The sequence below is a fragment of the Calothrix sp. PCC 6303 genome (genome assembly GCF_000317435.1).
GTDB lineage: Bacteria > Cyanobacteriota > Cyanobacteriia > Cyanobacteriales > Nostocaceae > PCC-6303.
Genome location: NC_019751.1, coordinates 4222025 through 4238115 on the forward strand (window position 1 = coordinate 4222025; position 16091 = coordinate 4238115).

7 protein-coding genes and 3 pseudogenes are annotated in these 16091 nt (G+C 40.8%); 6 read left to right on the top strand and 4 right to left on the bottom strand.

What is annotated here, in order from left to right; all coding sequences use genetic code 11:
• Nucleotides 1-481 precede the first annotated feature (481 nt).
• Nucleotides 482-2251, top strand: a complete 1770-nt coding sequence (locus tag CAL6303_RS17310; protein WP_051036692.1) for a ShlB/FhaC/HecB family hemolysin secretion/activation protein — start codon at nt 482-484, stop codon at nt 2249-2251.
• A gap of 461 nt (nt 2252-2712) precedes the next feature.
• Here the strand turns inward: CAL6303_RS17310 and CAL6303_RS31215 are convergent.
• From CAL6303_RS31215 to CAL6303_RS17320, 3 genes and pseudogenes are all read right to left on the bottom strand, one after another.
• Nucleotides 2713-2964, bottom strand: a pseudogene (locus CAL6303_RS31215) (putative toxin-antitoxin system toxin component, PIN family); the annotation flags it as partial.
• Nucleotides 2965-2979: 15 nt separating this feature from the next.
• Entirely contained in the window at nt 2980-3126 is a 147-nt protein-coding gene (locus CAL6303_RS31220) for a PIN domain-containing protein (RefSeq protein WP_238993710.1), read from the bottom strand.
• A complete protein-coding gene (locus tag CAL6303_RS17320) occupies nt 3119-3364 on the bottom strand; it encodes a hypothetical protein (protein ID WP_015199111.1) in 246 nt (81 codons plus the stop codon). The genes CAL6303_RS31220 and CAL6303_RS17320 overlap by 8 nt, the downstream gene beginning before the upstream one ends.
• A 343-nt stretch (nt 3365-3707) precedes the next feature.
• Between CAL6303_RS17320 and CAL6303_RS17325 the strand changes: the two genes are divergently transcribed.
• Nucleotides 3708-6392: a beta strand repeat-containing protein gene (locus tag CAL6303_RS17325; protein WP_015199112.1), complete on the top strand. Its 2685-nt coding sequence runs from the start codon at nt 3708-3710 to the stop codon at nt 6390-6392.
• 255 nt (nt 6393-6647) lie between these two features.
• Nucleotides 6648-7436, top strand: a pseudogene (locus CAL6303_RS17330) (filamentous hemagglutinin N-terminal domain-containing protein); the annotation flags it as partial.
• A 34-nt stretch (nt 7437-7470) separates the two neighbouring features.
• On the opposite strand, the pseudogene CAL6303_RS17335 reads toward CAL6303_RS17330, so the two are convergent.
• A pseudogene (locus tag CAL6303_RS17335) lies at nt 7471-9125 on the bottom strand (ISKra4-like element ISCasp2 family transposase).
• Between the two features lie 29 nt (nt 9126-9154).
• On the opposite strand from CAL6303_RS17335, the gene CAL6303_RS17340 reads away from it, so the two are divergent.
• The 3 genes from CAL6303_RS17340 (at nt 9155) to CAL6303_RS17350 (ending at nt 16075) form a co-directional block, all read left to right on the top strand.
• Nucleotides 9155-10927, top strand: coding sequence for a beta strand repeat-containing protein (locus CAL6303_RS17340; protein ID WP_015199114.1), 1773 nt, complete (start codon nt 9155-9157; stop codon nt 10925-10927).
• Between the two features lie 63 nt (nt 10928-10990).
• The gene (locus CAL6303_RS17345; protein WP_015199115.1) at nt 10991-13495 is read left to right on the top strand and encodes a filamentous hemagglutinin N-terminal domain-containing protein; all 2505 of its coding nucleotides are present in this window, start codon (nt 10991-10993) and stop codon (nt 13493-13495) included.
• Between the two features lie 63 nt (nt 13496-13558).
• A complete protein-coding gene (locus CAL6303_RS17350; protein WP_015199116.1) occupies nt 13559-16075 on the top strand; it encodes a filamentous hemagglutinin N-terminal domain-containing protein in 2517 nt (838 codons plus the stop codon).
• Nucleotides 16076-16091 lie beyond the last annotated feature (16 nt).

The window sequence follows — 16091 nt, forward strand, 5'->3', positions numbered from 1 at the left end:
GAGTTTAACCCAGTACTATTTAAGTATTTAAGGTGTAACGAAATTTATTCTTTAAAGCACCCATATCAGTATGACTACTTGCATCGTAAAATACCTAATTTTACAATCACAAGCGCAGGCTACGCCAACATAAATCAAATAAATCAAATCATAATTCTAGATGTTTAAATAACAATAATTAACTAGATGAATGCGAAATAAATAATAATTAAACCTCATCTATTTTCAAATCTTGAGTTTTGATTTTTTGTTGCATCATTGCGTAGACGCGTAGCGGCTTCCCGGAGGGTCGTAAGGTAGACATAAAGCAGCTTGTTGCAGAATAGCATAAGCCATTAGGGCTGGCTGCGCCTACTCAAAATATTTGCAGAAAACTACAGTTATCAAGCTAGACGAGATTTACTAGCATTAAATCCTCCGTGTAAATTACAGATAAGGAGAAGATTATCAGGTGAAGCAATTTATTATTAAAAACTCTATTATGAATTCAGTCTTTGAGCAAAAAAAAAATAATTATTTAGATATTCTTCCTGATGTAAAATTTATAACATTTGGTTTAATTGTTGCGGTTTTGCTATGCAACCATCAGCAAGGATTCTGCGGGGAAGCGATCGCTCAAACTTCTAATCCCAATTCTTTACCAAGCGATCGCACTCCTGTAACTCCCTTACCATCGGATGTACTGCCACAACCGTCACAGCAAGAACCATTAGTTCCACCTTCACAACCACAAGAAAACCAAATTCCCGCAGTTGATGATCCGAATGTTAAATTTAAGGTCGATCGCGTTGAAGTTGTTGGCAGTACAGTATTTAAACCAGAAGATTTTATTCCTGTGACATCCCCTTTTGTAGGGCGAGAATTAACATTTGCAGAGTTGCTACAAGTTAAAGATGCTGTCACCAAGCTCTACACAGATAAAGGTTATGTGACAACAGGTGCTTTAATTACACCGCAGACAGTAGAATCTGGAATAATCAAAATTCAGGTAATTGAAGGTAGTCTTCAAGAAATCAAAATTGTCGGCAACCGACGGTTAAACACCAAATATATTAGATCGCGCATTCAACTTGGTGCAGGAAAACCCTTGAATGTGCCGCATTTAATGGAAAAACTCCAACTTATCCGACTCGATCCCCGTATCCAAAACCTATCAGCCGAATTGCAAACAGGAGTCCGTCCAGGAACCAATAGTTTACAAGTTGAAGTCAAAGAAGCTGATACTTTTAAATTAACTACTACCTTAGATAACGGACGATCGCCTAGTGTGGGTAGTTTTCGTCGAGGTATAGATCTACAAGAAGCCAATTTACTGGGATTGGGCGATACACTAAGTGTAGGCTATGCCAATAGTGATGGTAGTAATGCTGTCAATCTCAATTACACCCTACCAGTGAATGCCCGTAATGGAAGTGTATCCTTTGGTTATAACCAGGGATGGAATAATGTCATTGAAAAACCGTTCACTGTCCTTGATATTCAATCAAATAGCAAATCTTACGACTTTAGTTATCGACAACCACTAATACAGAAACCAACCCAGGAATTAGCTGTGGGGTTATCTTTCTCTCGTCAAGAGAGCCAAACAGAATTAGGTATCGACAACATTGGAGGTTTTCCCTTGTCACCTGGTGCAGATGCGGATGGCAAGACCAAAATTTCCGCCCTACGGTTTACTCAAGAATATACTCAACGTAGTAACAAGCAAGTTTTCGCAGCGCGATCGCAATTTAGTCTGGGAGTAGATTGGTTCGATGCCAACGTTAATGATAATGCCCCAGATAGCCGCTTTTTTAGCTGGAGAGGACAAGCACAATGGGTACGACAATTAAAGCCAGACACTCTATTTTTAGTCAAGGGTGATTTGCAAGCAGCAGCAGACTCTCTAGTACCCTTAGAGCAATTTGGTTTAGGTGGACAAAGTGTACGCGGCTATCGTCAAGACGCGTTACTTACAGATAACGGCATGTTATTGTCCGCAGAATTTCGGTTGCCAATTTTTCGTGCCGCCAAAATGGGAGGAGTGTTACAATTAACACCCTTTATTGATGTTGGCAAAGGCTGGAATCAAAACGGGAAAAATCCGTCACCAAGTATGCTCGTAGGTACAGGATTAGGACTGGTATGGAAACAAGGTGACACTTTCACAGCACGCTTAGATTGGGGTATACCACTCAAGGCAGTTGAGGGAGAAAAGAATAGTCTCCAAGAAAATGGGCTGTATTTTTCAGTTAGCTATTCGCCGTTTTAGCTGAAACAGCAGCAGCCTAGACGTGGGGATTCTCCGAAGCTGTTGACTTTGTTGAAAATTGGGCGATTTTTGGTACTTTTGTTTATGGCGTTTAATCTTTCGTTAAAACCTTACCGAAATACAAGTTTCAGCCATCGTGACTATCCACGTTTTTTGCATGAACGAAATCCCAAAAAAGGTACAGAGTCAACAGCCTAGTTCCCTACCCCTACTAGAAGACTTTTACAGCTAACGCTGCGCGAAGAGCATACAGCAAAACCTCACTTGTGCTGTGGTTCCCAAAAGTTAATTTTCACAGAATGAGGTTGCGATCGCAATTATGCAGGGAGTGCGATCGCTTAAAAATACAAATAGGTTGTTGGATGTCATACAAGGGTCAAAAATCCGGGAGATTGAGCATCAAAGGATTTTATAACCTCAATAATAATTGGGATTAAGCAAGAAAAAATAAATTTTAGTGCTTAGTTTCTCGCCAAAAACTCTTGAACAGTAATAATTTCAATACCTCGAAATGGATTTAATACCAGCAAATCATTATCTCCAGTGATAATAGACTCAGCTTTTCCACTGACTGCCAATTCTAAATATTTATCATCTTTTGGGTCTCGACATTTGTCAATTTGCTCTTCCACATCAATAAAATCAACTGTCTTTGTAAAATTTTCTAGAAATTCCTGCCGTCTTTCCAATGTCAGATACTTATCAAATTTTCGACGAGATAAAACTTCTTATAGCTCTGCAAAGGCAGAATTAGATAATATGAGAATACCAATATCCTGAGCTATATCCAATGCTTGACGAGGCTTGCTTTCACTAAATAAAAATGCACTAATTATCACATTCGTATCAAAAACAAATCGTCGCTGATTAGTCATCACGTAAAACCGATTCCAGGATTTCAGGTGTTAACCCTTTACTTTGTGCTTCTCGACTTGCTATATCCATTGTGTTTCTGAGATTTGCGATGTTTGATTGTCTGTTTGTTTGAAATTCAGACTGTATAATAGTTGCAATTTTGAGTTGCAATTCTTTTCGTTCTTGTTCTGTAGCATTACGATATGCTTGTGCAACCTCAGACGAGACTTCGATCGTAATTTGTTCTTGCGAAATCATAAATTTGACTGTATGTTTGCTGCGATTACTGTTCAATTCTAATTATAAGGGAAATAGCGATGTCTAGGATGGGCTACGTCTATGCACTGGGTCTGGATATTCGGACATCTCTGCATATCGCAAAACCCAGGCAGTACAAGCCGAAATTCCTAAATCTCTAGAAACCCTTGTTCAAGCTACTGGTTGGTATCGTAATGCCCAGGGAAAAATTGAGTTAGTTGCTGATAAATCTTTTAAGCAAGTACAACAATTAAGCTGTGCTGTAATTCCTCAAAATTGATTATGTTATAAAAAACGCCTTTTCGGGAAACCTATATACATAGGACAAAACGGAGATGGGGTGATGAAAGTAACTTGGGCTAGCTTTGGTTTAATTAGTGGAGTATTAGCCTGTGAGATTTGCAGCACTTCGGTTAATGCTCAAGTAATTCCCGATGGAACTTTGAAAACAACCGTCTTAGAAAATGGTAATAACTTCACCATTACTGAGGGAAATCGGGTTGGTAATAATTTATTTCACAGTTTCAGTCAGTTTTCAATACCCAGCAAAGGTTCTGCATTTTTTAACAACGCTTCAGATATACAGAATATTTTTAGTCGTGTTACAGGTGGTAATGTTTCCAATATTGATGGTTTAATTCAAGCCAATGGTAGCGCTAATCTATTTTTGCTCAATCCTGCGGGGATTATGTTTGGTCCCAATGCCAGTTTAAATATTGGCGGTTCATTTGTTGGTACGACAGCCGAAAGTATCAAATTTGCTGATGGGGTCAAGTTTAGTGCCTCTGACACAACAACACCTCCATTATTGACAATGAGTGTACCTGTTGGACTACAACTGGGAGCCAATGCTGGAGCGATAAAAGTCCAAGGAACACCAGCCCCCAACTTCTTTTTTCGACCGTGGCAATCATTCCAGGCTAAAGCTGTAGCGCTTGTGGGTAGCGAGATTGACATTAATGCGGCAACTCTATCGCTTCGAGATGTTCAACTTGAATTGTGGGCACTGCGGAATGGTGAAGTCGGGTTGAATAATCAAACCGGGTTGCAATTAACGAGTCCTGTTGTTGCTGATTGGGGAAACGTGTCTTTACGTCAATCCTCTCTAATTGATACTACTGGGTTAAATGGAGGAGCGGTTAATATTCGCGGTCGAGGTTTGACTCTGCAAGAAGGTTCGGGGATTTCTTCTGCGACTGGCTCTTTTGGGAAAGGGGGAGGAATTACGGTTAAGACGACCGAATTTGTAGACTTGTTGGGAGTATCAGAAGCAACGCACTACACAACTCCAGGACTTTTCACCAGTGTATTTGGTGATGGAGGTAGGGCTGGGGATGTGACTATGGAAACAAAGGATTTGCGACTAGCGAATGGAGCTTGGCTTCAGTCGATTATGACATTCGGTTTTGACTTTCTGACTGGACAACCCATAATAGGCAATAATTCTCGCACTGGAAATATTAATATTAAAGCTTCAAATGTCGAAGTTAGAGGATACAATCCTTTTCCCGATTTTATCGGTACTATTCAACCTAGTGCAATTACTACTTTAATTCAAGTTGGAGAGAATAACGAGAGTGGCAAAATTTCGATCGATGCAGATCGAATTAGTTTACTTGAAGGTGGTCGTATTTCTGCTGATGTACTTAGTAATGCTAGTGGTAAGTCAGGAGAGATTGCAATTAAAGCCTCTGAAAGTCTAGAAATATCCGGAGTTACATCCGGTGGAATAACCAGTGCTGTTATCAGTTCAATTCAACCTCTTGCAAGAGGTCAAGGTGGTAATATTTCGATCAATACTGGACACTTGACTCTCTCTGATGGTGGGACAATTTCTAGTGCTTTAGCAGGAAGTGGTGAGGCTGGAAATATCAAGATTCAGGCAAAAAATGTCGAAGTCAGCGACCCGGTTATTGATAGTTTGAGCGGTACAGTTAGTGGTATCACTGTTGCTGTGGGTAAAGATGGAGTTGGTCAAGGTGGTAATATTCAGATGACGGCAGATAACCTGCGGGTTTTTGATGGTGGACTGATCGTAAGTGGTAGTTTCGGTCAGGGAAATGCTGGTAATATTAACCTCGATATCCAAAACATAGATGTCCAAGGAACTTCCAAAAATTCAGTTAATGGTAGTCAATTACCCAGTGCGATCGCAGCATCTTCGACAACTAACTTTAACGCCGGAACGGTAAATATTACATCTGATACAGTAAAAGTACGCGATTCTGCGGAAGTTACCGTGAGCAATACGGGAACTGGGGATGCAGGTAATTTGAATATTACAGCCAATAATATTTACCTCGATAATAAAGCCAGTCTGCGTTCGGAAGTCAAAGGAGGCAGCCAAGGCAACATTAACCTCCAAGCAAATGATGTTTTGCTGTTACGTCGTGGCAGTAATATTACAACTAATGCCACTGGTACTTCCACAGGGGGAAATATTGATATTACTGCTGGAGTTGTGGTAGCGCTTCCTGATGAAGATAGCGATATCGTTGCCAATGCGGTGCGAGGAAGTGGTGGAAATATCCAGATTAATACTCAAGGTATCTTAGGGTTAAAATTCCGTCCGCAAACCACGGAGAAAAGTGATATTACTGCAAGTTCTCAATTTGGTGTTAGTGGTACGGTGCAAATCAATAATATTGGTGTTGACCCCAATTCTGGTTTAGTCGAATTACCGTCGAATGTTACCGATCCATCCCAACAAATTGCTAGTGGTTGTTCTGCCAATCAAGGTAGTAGTTTTGTAGCAACAGGAAGAGGAGGAATACCGCAAAATCCTAGTCAAGATGTGAGGAGCGATACCTCCGCTGGGCTATATAGCCTACGCACTTGGTCTGATACCCGTGACATCTCCACATATCGAAAAACACAACCAATACAAGCAGAAATTCCTCAATTACCAGAAACCCTCGTTCAAGCTACTGGTTGGTATCGTAATGTACAGGGAAAAATTGAGTTAGTTGCCGATAAATCTTCTAACCAAGTACAACAATTAACCTGTGCTGCAATTCCTCAAAATTGATTATGTTTAGAACTTACGCATTGACAGAAAACAAATATATATTGCGGAAAAACCATATTTCTCGTAGGGGTTGAGCATTGCTAAACTCCTACCTCACGGTTAATTTATTGGTAAAAACATAATTGGTCAAAGTCTGAAAGAAGCTATTTCGGTTAAATCATACCATGACTAGTTTGTACAGTGCGTAAGTCCTAATGTTATAAAAAATGCCTTTTCGGGAAACCTATATACATAGGACAAAACGGAGATGGGCTGATGAAAGTAACTTGGGCTAGCTTTGGTTTAATTAGTGGAGTATTAGCCTGTGGGATTTACAGCACTTCGGTTAACGCTCAAGTAATTCCCGATGCAACTTTGAAAACAACCGTCTTAGAAAATGGTAACAACTTCACCATCACTGAGGGAAATCGGGTTGGTAATAATTTATTTCACAGTTTCAGGCAATTTTCTATTCCCAGCAAAGGTTCTGCATTCTTCAACAACACTTCAGACATTCAAAATATTTTTAGTCGTGTCACTGGTGGCAGCATTTCTAATATTGATGGTTTAATTCAGGCAAACGGTAGCGCAAATTTATTTTTGCTCAATCCCAGTGGGATTATATTTGGACAAAATGCCAGCTTGAATATTGGTGGGTCATTTGTAGGAACAACGGCGAATAGTATTAAGTTTGCCGATGGAGTGGAATTTAGTGCAACTAATCCCAGTGCGATACCATTGCTGACTATAAGTATTCCCATCGGTTTACAGTTGGGACAAAACACAGGAAATATAACTGTACAAGGGACTGGGCATAGTATAACTGCTGATTTTTTTGCTCCTGCCGATCGCCGCAACAATCCCATCGGGCTACAAGTCAACGCAGGTAATACTCTGGCACTAATTGGCTCAGGTGTGAATCTTTCTGGTGGTATTGTGACAACGAATGGCGGTGGGCATCTGGAAGTGGGTAGTGTTAGCGATGGGTTAGTCAGACTCAACTCCACTTCCATGGGATTAGTCGCAGATTATTCAGCAATCAAGCAATTCCAAGACATTAATTTGGGTGCGGATCTTTTAGTAAGATAGGAAATGTAGTTTAGACAGGTATTGGAAGGGGTGAAGGGGTAATAGGGCAACGGGCTTTAGCAACTCGCTTCATCAAGGGAATTGCACCTTGATACAGAGCAAGATGATTGCGTTTATGCTCTTGGTGTAAATGGAAGCGCCAATACTTATGCCAATCCCCGCTAATATACAAAGAACGAAGCCGTAAAACAGCCTCGGCACCAGCTAGACTCCATCTGGCACCAGTAATATCCATCCGATCTTTAATCAGATGACGGCAAGCACCTTCGATAACTCCGGTAGCAATTGGCAACCCAGCTTTTAAATAATCATGGTATTTGAGATATTCGCGGTTGTTGAGCAAATATCTGGCACAGTTATCCACAGGTTTGCGTTCTTGGGGTGTGAGTTTACGTTTTGTCGCGCTTGTTCGCATCCCAGAAGCAACATCACTGGATTTCCCCTCAAGGATAGACTTCAAACGTTTCGTAACCCAGGCTTCGGCTTGTTTATCCGTACTGGAATAAAATACAAATGCTGCTTTCCACAAATACTCAATCACATGGATAATATCCAGGACAATAGTCAGTTCGAGGTGATGTTTTTTGGTAAATTTCTTCATCAACGATAATTGTTGCTTATTACCATCGACCAAGGCACAAAAGCGTTTTTAGCCGATCTGGATCACGATGCAATGCCTCATCGAAAGCCTCTTTAATGACGACTTCTGGTTCCTTGGCAACAGAAGCCCAAACCCTTTTTCCAATAGGTTTAGGACGCTTTATTTTCTTATCCTCATCGGATGGGTTAACTATTTGCTCAACTGTACGAACAAACGGGTTGATTGTGTAAACTGAAGCTACCGTTGCCATTCGTTTGGCATTGGCTTTTCTCCTTTGGTTAAACGCTTATCTAACTTCTTGCTGGAAGCTTGCGCTCGTTTTGGGTTTGGGGACGTAAATCCTCTGTACGCACCGCCACTTCGACACTGGGCACAGCCCGTGTCGATGGCTCACAATCACACCTTTCCCATCTGCACTGATTACAAACAATTTCTCCTATTTCCTCAACTTGTACCGCTTCTGCCTGTTGATATGTGTAGAAATCATCAAAATCGACAGCGCTCTGGTACGCTAGTTCTTCTGCTTGCCGTTTACCAATTTTGGCTGCTGTTGTTTTTTCGATAATATCCACTGTTTCCCTAAATCCTGAACGAGCTACTTCCACTGCTACTCGTTGTCTTAATCCGTGAGAATATTGTTCTGCTGGTAGGTTTAGCTCTGCATCTAATGGAAATAGGGTGTTTATCTTTCTACCTCCGTAACCGATTCGGTTTGCGATTACTGTGCCAAATATTGTTGTTAATTTCCTTGACAATTTTTTCTTGTGCGTTCGCTTGGCTTGGTCTTTTCCTACCCACTCAGAATCCGTTTCGTCTTGGCTACGCTTATCAAAGTATCCTTGTAACAGCCTTCTAAGTAGTTCATATCCATTATCAAGCAACTTACTTTCTATTTCTCCATGCTCCAACCCACAAATACTATCTGAGTCCAGCCAACCAACTATTTCTTCAAATAGTTCTCGTGCTTCTTCCCAAAACATCCCTGGATTTGATCTAGATGCTTGCATACGTCCGTACTTATTCCCGTTTTTATCTTTTGACAAGCAAGGATGCATCTGTTTCATTTTTGCACTGAAACATTACTCTGGTTGACTTGTCTCCTATTACTCTTATACCATACCTTGTACTACTAAAAGAGTCGCACCCCATTAATTTAGCACAACAATCTTTGTTAGATGCTAGTGGTAGCGGTGGCTCGATTCAATTACAAGGACGGAATATTAGCTTCAGAGAAGGTTCTGCTGCATTGCTGCAAAACTTTGGGTTTAAACAACCTTCCCAGGGCATTACTGTCAAAGCCACTGGAACTATTAGCCTCAGTGGCAATACATCCGATGGCAAATTAAACAGTTTTATCCAAATCGACAACTTAGGCATCACACCAACAGGAGATATCAATCTTTCTGCCGAGCAGTTATTCCTGAAAGATGGGGCAAATATCCATAACTGGACTTTTACACCAATAGCTGGTGGTAATATTACAGCTAATGTCACAGGTGCGATCGAAGTTGATGGATTTATTCACACCAATCCAGTCGTTTCAAGTTCAATTACCTCCATCACTTTAAACTCTGGCAAAGCAGGTAATATTAACGTCTCAACTGGCAACATGAGAATTCTGAATGGTGGTAGTCTAAGTTCTTTATCCGTAGGTACAGGACAAGCTGGAGTTGTGCAGGTAGATGCAAAAGACCTCATCGAAATAGCTGGCAATAACCCTTTCACCACATTATCAAGTTCAATAATTTCATCGGCTAGTAACACAGGAGATTCCGGTAGCACTTTAATCAATACATCTAGATTATTGATTCGAGACAGTGGCATATTAGGGTCTAGCACAGTGGCTTCGGGTGCAGCAGGTAGTGTGATAGTTAATGCTTCAGAATCGGTAGATGTTAAAGGTAAAGCTGGTAGATCGATCCTTGCTGCACGCATTGCCTCAAGTGCCGAAATTCTCGATCCAGTCACTCAAGCGACCCTGAGGCTTCCTGCCGTTCCTAGTGGTAAAGCAGGCTCTCTCACCATCAATACCCCTTTGTTACGAGTCACAGACGGAGCATTTGTTACTGTCAAAAATGATGGACCTAACAGTGCGGGAGACTTGGAAATTAATGCTAACTCAATTTTTCTCGATAACCAAGGTAGTATCAGCGCATCAACTACTTCTGGTGATGGTGGGGATGTCAGATTAAACTTACAAAATTATCTGTTGATGCGTCATGATAGCCTTATTTCCACCACAGCTAGGGGAATAGGGAATGGCGGAAATTTGTCAATTAAATCACCAGTGACAGTAGGATTAGAAAATAGCGATATCATTGCTAATGCCGTTCAAGGATATGGTGGGAAGATTGATATCACTACTCAAGGTATTATTGGTCTAAAATTCCGTGATACTCTCACCCCCAGGGAAAACCTGACGAATGATATTACAGCGAGTTCTCAATTTAGTATCAACGGCAATGTAGAAATTAATAATGTTGGTGTTGACCCCAACTCCGGCTTAGTAGAATTGCCAGTAAATATAACCGACCCCTCGCAACAAATAGCCAGTGGTTGTTCTGCCAAGCAAGGTAGTAGTTTTGTGGCTACGGGAAGAGGGGGAATACCGCAAAATCCTAATCAAGATGTGAAGAGCGATACCTCATCTGGGCTATATAGTCTACGCACTTGGTCTGATGTCCGTGATATTTCTGCATATCAGAAAACACAAGCAGTACAGGCACAAATTCCTCAATTACCAGAAACCCTCGTTCAAGCCACTGGTTGGTATCGTAATGCCCAAGGGAAAATTCAATTAGTTGCAGATAAATCTTCGACTCAAATGCAACAACAATTAACCTGTGCTGCTATTCCTCAAAATTGATTATGTTATAAAAAATACTTTACTGGGAAACCTATATACATAGGTGAAAACGGAGATGGGGTGATGAAAGTAACTTGGGCTGGGTTTAGTTTAATTAGTGGAGTATTAGCCTGTGGGATTTACAGCACTTCGGTTAACGCTCAAGTAATTCCCGATGCAACTTTGAAAACAACCGTCTTAGAAAATGGTAATAACTTCACCATCACTGACGGGAATCGAGTTGGTAATAATTTATTTCACAGTTTCAGTCAATTTTCTATTCCCAGTAAAGGTTCTGCATTCTTCAACAACGCTTCAGACATTCAAAATATTTTTAGTCGTGTCACTGGTGGCAGCATTTCTAATATTGATGGTTTAATTCAGGCAAATGGTAGCGCTAATCTATTTTTGCTCAATCCCAGTGGAATTATCTTTGGACAAAATGCTAGCTTAAATATTGGTGGGTCATTTGTGGGGACAACGGCGAATAGTATTAAATTTGCTGATGGAGTGGAATTTAGTGCAACTAATCCCAGTTCAACACCGTTACTAACGATGAGTGTTCCTATTGGCTTACAAATGGGCAGTAATCCAGGTGCGATCGCAGTTCAAGGAAGAGGTCATGCTCTAACATCTGTCAGCACTATTGCCCCCATCACTCAAAACCCAAGTGCTTCAGAATTGAGAGTAAAACCAGGAAAAACCTTGGCACTGGTAGGGGGCAACTTAAATCTCACCGGGGCAACCTTGAACGCACCTCAAGGACGGGTAGAATTGGGAAGCTTAAGCGGAGTCGGAATGGTTAGTTTGAATCCTATCTCCCAAGGTTATCAGTTAGGTTATGAGAGCGGACAAAGCTTTGCAGATATCCAACTCACTCAAAAATCGTTGCTCACTATAGGAGCATTACCAACTGTAGGGGCATTAAATGCTGGTTCCGTACAGTTGCAGGGAAAACACATTCAAATCAGCGATGGTTCAATTATATATTCCAAAAATCTGGGAAATGTCGCTGGGGGTGAAGTTTTTTTACAAGCTTCAGAAGGGATTGATATTGTGGGGACAACAGCCAACGCCCAAATTCGTAGTGGCATCCGCTCTGAGGGCTTGAATACTGGTACAGGTTCACCCATCCATATCATCACTCCTCACTTAACTGTCTCCCAAGGTGCAGGAGTCAACAACAATGCTTTCGGATTCGCTGCCAGTGGCGACATTCAGATTGATGCTGGGACAGTCGAGTTATCTGGTTTCTCTTCCATCAATCCCACTGGAGTAACAGCTCTGACTACAACTACCCGAACTGGTAAATCAGCAGGCAATCTCTCTATTAACAGTAATAATTTAGTCGTTTCTGGGGGAGCAGCCATCTCTTCAGTCACATTTGCAACTGGTTCCACGGGGCAAGTAACTATTCGCAGTCAGAGTACCACTGTTACAGGAGACAACCCGGCAGGACTCTATAGCAACATTAGTGCAATCACTTATGGTACAGGTAATGCCCAAACCTTAACTTTGGATACAAAGCGATTACAACTGCTCAATGGAGGAGCGGTTGCTACTACATCCTTCTTGATTGGTGAAGCTGGAAATTTAAACATTAATGCGACGGAATCCATTCTAATTGACGGACGCAGCCAAACTAATAATAGCAGTATTAACTCAGCCGTCCTTTCCCCTCCAGCATTACTCCAACAGTTATTCAATTTGCCCAAGGTTCTTTCAGCGAATGCGGGAACTGTGAATATAAACACCCCGACTCTAACACTGAGCAATGGTGGTGCAGTTAGTGTAACCAACCAAGGTACAGGTAACGGTGGTGACATAAAAATATCTGCCAATAAAATATTCTTAGATACTCAAGGTAGTATTCAAGCTCAAACAGCATCTGGTGAGGGAGGCAATATTACCTCACAAGTCAGCGATGTATTGTTGCTACGCCATAATAGCTTGATTAGTGCAACATCGGCGGGTAACGGTAATGGAGGTAATATTAATATCAATACACCAATTCTTGTTGGCTTAGAAAATAGCGATATTATTGCCAATGCATTCAAAGGTAAAGGTGGCAATATTGACATTACAACTCAAGATATTATTGGTTTAGAATTCCGCGATACTCTCACCCCCAGAGAAGACCTTACGAACGATATTACAGCTAGTTCTCAATTTAGTATCAACGGCAATGTAGAAATTAATAATGTTGCTGTTGACCCCAACTCCGGTTTAATTGAACTACCAGCAAATCTCAGCGATTCATCACAACAAATAGCCAGTGCTTGTTCAGGGAATCAAGGTAGTAGTTTTGTGGCTACGGGAAGAGGGGGAATACCGCAAAATCCTAATCAAGATGTGAAGAGCGATACCTCATCTGGGCTATATAGTCTACGCACTTGGTCTGATGTCCGTGATATTTCTGCATATCAGAAAACACAACCAGTACAGGCACAAATTCCTCAATTACCAGAAACCCTTGTTCAAGCCACTGGTTGGTATCGTAATGCCCAAGGGAAAATTCAATTAGTTGCAGATAAATCTTCGACTCAAATGCAACAACAATTAACCTGTGCTGCTATTCCTCAAAATTGATTACGTTATAAAAAATACTTTACTGGGAAACCTATATACATAGGTGAAAACGGAGATGGGGTGATGAAAGTAACTTGGGCTGGGTTTAGTTTAATTAGTGGAGTATTAGCCTGTGGGATTTACAGCACTTCGGTTAACGCTCAAGTAATTCCCGATGGAACTTTAAAAACAACCGTCTTAGAAAATGGTAATAACTTCACCATCACTGAGGGAAATCGGGTTGGTAATAATCTATTTCACAGTTTCAGTCAATTTTCAATACCCAGCAAAGGTTCTGCATTCTTTAACAACGCTTCAGACATTCAAAATATTTTTAGTCGTGTGACTGGTGGTAGTGTTTCCAATATTGACGGTTTAATTAAGGCAAACGGTAGCGCAAATTTATTTTTGCTCAATCCGAGTGGAATGATATTTGGACAAAATGCCTCCTTGAATATAGGTGGTTCCTTTGTGGGAACAACCGCGAATAGTATCAAGTTTGCCGATGGGATTGAATTTAGTGCGGTGAATCCCACGGGTACACCGTTGTTGACGATGAGCGTGCCTATTGGCTTACAAATGGGCACAAATTCAGGAAACATTCAATTACAAGGAAAGGGACATCAATTGACAGGAGGAGGATTCACCCCTGTAATTCGGGATAATAACCAATCAACCTTAGAAGTGAATTCCGGACAAGCGATCGCATTAGTTGGGCAAAATGTCACTTTGTCAGGTGGGGTTTTAACTGCTGAAAATGGCAGAGTTGAAGTAGGTGCAGTCAAAGCAGGCACAGTTAATATTAATTCCACATCCTCAGATTTTCAATTGGATTATACAAATATTGAGAGTTTTGGAGATATTCAACTTGTAAATCAGTCTTTACTAGATGCAAGTGGATTAACTAGTCGTGGAATTCAATTACAAGGGAACAATATTAGTCTGAAAGATGGTTCTGCTGCCTTGATTCAAACTGTGGGAAGCCAAGAACCTAATATTATTAGCGTTGATGCAAAAGGTGTTTTAGACCTTTCTGGAGATGTGAGAATAGCGCCAGATTTAGGAATTGTTACAGGAGTTATTTCTAGTCGCTTGATGACTGAAAATCTAGGTTTAGGGAAAGGTGCTGATATTGATATTTATGCCGGAGATTTACATCTAAATGACGGAGGTTTTGTCCTGGGAAGAACTTATGGTTTTGACTCTGGAGGTAATATTAATGTAAATGTTGCCAGAGATATTCAAATTAATCGTGTAGCACAGCTAAATCCGGTTCTTAATAGTGGAGTTTTGACCACTAACTTTAGCCCGAAAAAATCTGGCAATGTGAACATCACTGCATCGAATATAAAAATTACAGATGGCGGCTTAATTAATACTACCAATTTTGCACAAGGTGATAGTGGCAACGTCAATCTGAATGTTGCTGGAACTATAGAAGTTAAGGGTGTAGAGTCAAGAAATTTATCTCCTTCTAATATTGGATCAACTGTATTTGGCAAAGGTAATGGTGGTTCTTTGAATCTCAATACATCCAGACTGATTGTAGAGAATGGAGCAAGTGTTACTACTTCAACCTTCAGTAGTGGTGCTGGTGACAAAATAACCATTAATGCTTCCAAATCAATAGAAGTTAGGGGTCGTAGTCCAAATGGTGAACGACCAAGCAGTATTACCGCATCAGCTCCAATTTTTCCAATAACTTTTCGCCAAACATTTAGACTTCCTGATCTCCCTACTGGAAATGCTAGCAGTTTAACCATTAACACTCCTACATTGCTAATAGATAATGGAGCAAGAGTTGCTGTTAATAATGAAGGATCGGGAAATGGCGGAATTTTAAATATCAATGCCAATTCTTTACGACTCGACAACAAGGGTCAAATAATTGCTAATACTGCTTCTGGGGAAGGTGGTAACATCAACCTAAATCTCAAATCTGACTTGATTTTACGAAACAACAGCCTCATTTCGACAGAAGCTAAAGGAACTAGGAACGGTGGCAACATCACTATTAATGCTCCCATAATTTTGGGGTTAGAAAACAGCGATATGATTGCCAATGCATTTAAAGGCAAGGGTGGCAATATTGAAATTAGAACTCAAGATATTATTGGTTTAGAATTCCGCGATACCCTCACCCCTACGAAAGACCTTACTAACGATATTACTGCTAGTTCCGAATTTAATGTTAATGGCACAATCCGAATTAATAATGTTGGCGTTGACCCCAATTCTGGTTTAATTGAGTTACCTGAAAATGTCACCGATCCATCGCAACAAATAGCTAGTGGTTGTTCTACAAATCAAGGTAGTAGTTTTGTCGCCACAGGAAAAGGGGGAATACCGCAAAATCCAAGTCTTGATGTGAGGAGCGATACCTCCGCTGGGCTATATAGCCTACGCACTTGGTCGGATATCCGTGACATCTCGGCATTCCGCACAACTCAGTCAGTACAAGCCCAAATTCCTAAATTACCAGAAACCCTCGTTCAAGCCACTGCTTGGTATCGTAATGCACAGGGAAAAATTGAATTAGTTGTAGATAAATCTTCTAACCAAGTACAACAATTAACCTGTGCTGCAATTTCTCAAAATTGATTACGTTATAAAAAAT

Excerpts from the sequence above, each read along its gene's own strand:
- CAL6303_RS17345 (WP_015199115.1), top strand. The coding sequence starts at position 10,991 with ATGAAAGTAACTTGGGCTGGGTTTAGTTTAATTAGTGGAGTATTAGCC.
- CAL6303_RS17310 (WP_051036692.1), top strand. The coding sequence starts at position 482 with ATGAATTCAGTCTTTGAGCAAAAAAAAAATAATTATTTAGATATTCTT.
- CAL6303_RS17350 (WP_015199116.1), top strand. The coding sequence starts at position 13,559 with ATGAAAGTAACTTGGGCTGGGTTTAGTTTAATTAGTGGAGTATTAGCC.
- CAL6303_RS31220 (WP_238993710.1), bottom strand. The coding sequence starts at position 3,126 with ATGACTAATCAGCGACGATTTGTTTTTGATACGAATGTGATAATTAGT.
- CAL6303_RS17325 (WP_015199112.1), top strand. The coding sequence starts at position 3,708 with ATGAAAGTAACTTGGGCTAGCTTTGGTTTAATTAGTGGAGTATTAGCC.
- CAL6303_RS17320 (WP_015199111.1), bottom strand. The coding sequence starts at position 3,364 with ATGATTTCGCAAGAACAAATTACGATCGAAGTCTCGTCTGAGGTTGCA.